This is a genomic window from Microbacterium sp. ISL-103, from assembly GCF_018613995.1.
GTDB lineage: Bacteria > Actinomycetota > Actinomycetes > Actinomycetales > Microbacteriaceae > Microbacterium.
Genome location: NZ_JAGGPD010000170.1, coordinates 1 through 1750 on the forward strand (window position 1 = coordinate 1; position 1750 = coordinate 1750).

General features: G+C 67.0%; 2 protein-coding genes. Both read left to right on the top strand.

All coding sequences use genetic code 11. The annotated features are described in order from the left end of the window. Nucleotides 1-1083 (top strand): cation-translocating P-type ATPase (locus J7E68_RS07080; RefSeq protein WP_215171183.1); only part of this gene is annotated, 1083 nt, incomplete at its 5' end. Next, nucleotides 1083-1691, top strand: a complete 609-nt coding sequence (locus J7E68_RS07085; protein WP_215171185.1) for a cadmium resistance transporter — start codon at nucleotides 1083-1085, stop codon at nucleotides 1689-1691. The genes J7E68_RS07080 and J7E68_RS07085, both read left to right, overlap by 1 nt. Nucleotides 1692-1750: the final 59 nt, after the last annotated feature.

Here is a 1750-nt window from a genome sequence, read left to right on the forward strand (position 1 = left end):
GGTGACCCCGAGGTGTGGATCACCCGCGCGCTCGTCGTGCTCGTCGCGGCCTCCCCGTGTGCGCTGGCGATCTCGGTGCCGCTGACGGTCGTCGCTGCGATCGGTGCGGCGAGCAAGTTCGGTGTGATCATCAAGTCCGGCGCCGTTTTCGAGCGCTTCGGGACGGTCCGGCACGTCGCCGTCGACAAGACCGGAACCCTCACCCGCAACGAGCCCGTGGTCACCGCCGTGCTCACCACGAACGGTGTAACCGAGGTCCAGGCGTTGGCGTGGGCGGCTGCCCTGGAGCAGCACAGCACACATCCTCTTGCCTCAGCAATCACCGCCGCAGCCTCGGGGACACCGGCAGCTGCAGATGTGACCGAGCAGGCCGGCCACGGTATTGACGGCACCGTCGACGGATCGAGAATCACCGTCGGCAGTCCCCGCTGGCTGGACGCCGGCGACCTCGTCGAGCGGGTCGCAACGCTGGAAGAGCAGGGCATGACCGTCGTCATCGTGCACCGCGACGGGTCACCGGTCGCCGCGATCGGCGTCCGTGACGAGCTGCGCCCTGAAGTCTCTGACGTAGTCCGGACACTCACCGGCCAGGGCGTCGGCGTGACGATGCTCACCGGCGACAACGCCCGGACCGCTCGTGCTCTGGCTGCGCAGGCCGGGATCAGCGCCGTGCGAGCGGAGCTGCGCCCGGAGGACAAAGCGACCGCGATCGCAGAACTGTCGAAGGCAGGACCGGTCGCGATGATCGGCGACGGCATCAACGATGCCCCGGCCCTCGCTAGCGCAGACGTCGGCATCGCGATGGGCGCGACAGGCTCCGACGCAGCGATCGAATCCGCCGACGTGGCCTTCACCGGCCATGATCTGCGCCTCATCCCGCGGGCGTTCGATCACGCCCGGCGCGGTCGACGGATCATCAACCAGAACATCATCCTGTCGCTGCTGATCATCACCGCCCTGCTCCCGCTCGCGCTCTTCGGCGTCCTGGGGCTCGCGGCTGTCGTCCTGGTCCACGAGGTCGCGGAGGTCATCGTGATCCTCAACGGCCTGCGTGCCGCCCGCACGCCACGACTGGAAAGCTGATGCTCGCCACCATCGGTTCAGCGATCGGCCTTTTTGCGGCGACGAACATCGACGACATCGTCGTGCTCACCGTGCTGTTCCTCGCCTCCAGTCGAGGGAAACCCCGCCCGTGGCAGATCATCGCAGGCCAGTATCTCGGGTTCATCACCCTGGTCGTGATCAGTGTGATAGCCGCGCTCGGGCTCACGATCGTTCCGGACGAATGGGTCGGGTTCCTGGGTCTGATCCCGCTCGGCATCGGCGTGTGGACGCTCATTCGCGGCTTGCGCCGCAACGGCGACAATGACGACGACGACCCCAAGATCACCGCGGTCGGACTATGGAGCGTCGCAGGGATCACCATCGCCAACGGGGCCGACAATATCTCCCTCTACACGCCAATCTTCCGCACCAGCACCCCAGTCGACGTCGCGATCATGATCGTCGTGTTCCTCATCCTCGTCGCGGTCTGGTGTGCGGCCGGTCGGCTCATCGGCACCAACAAGGCAGTCACCGAAGCGCTGGAGCGCGTCGAGCACTGGCTGGTACCGGCAGTGTTCATCGGCCTGGGCCTGTTCATCCTGATCGAATCTGGGGTCATCGTCCGTCTGATCGAGGTCCTCGCATGACCTCCTCCCGGACAGAGGCCCGCCCGCCCGCTGCGCGCAAGGTGTCGTCGGCACGGCGG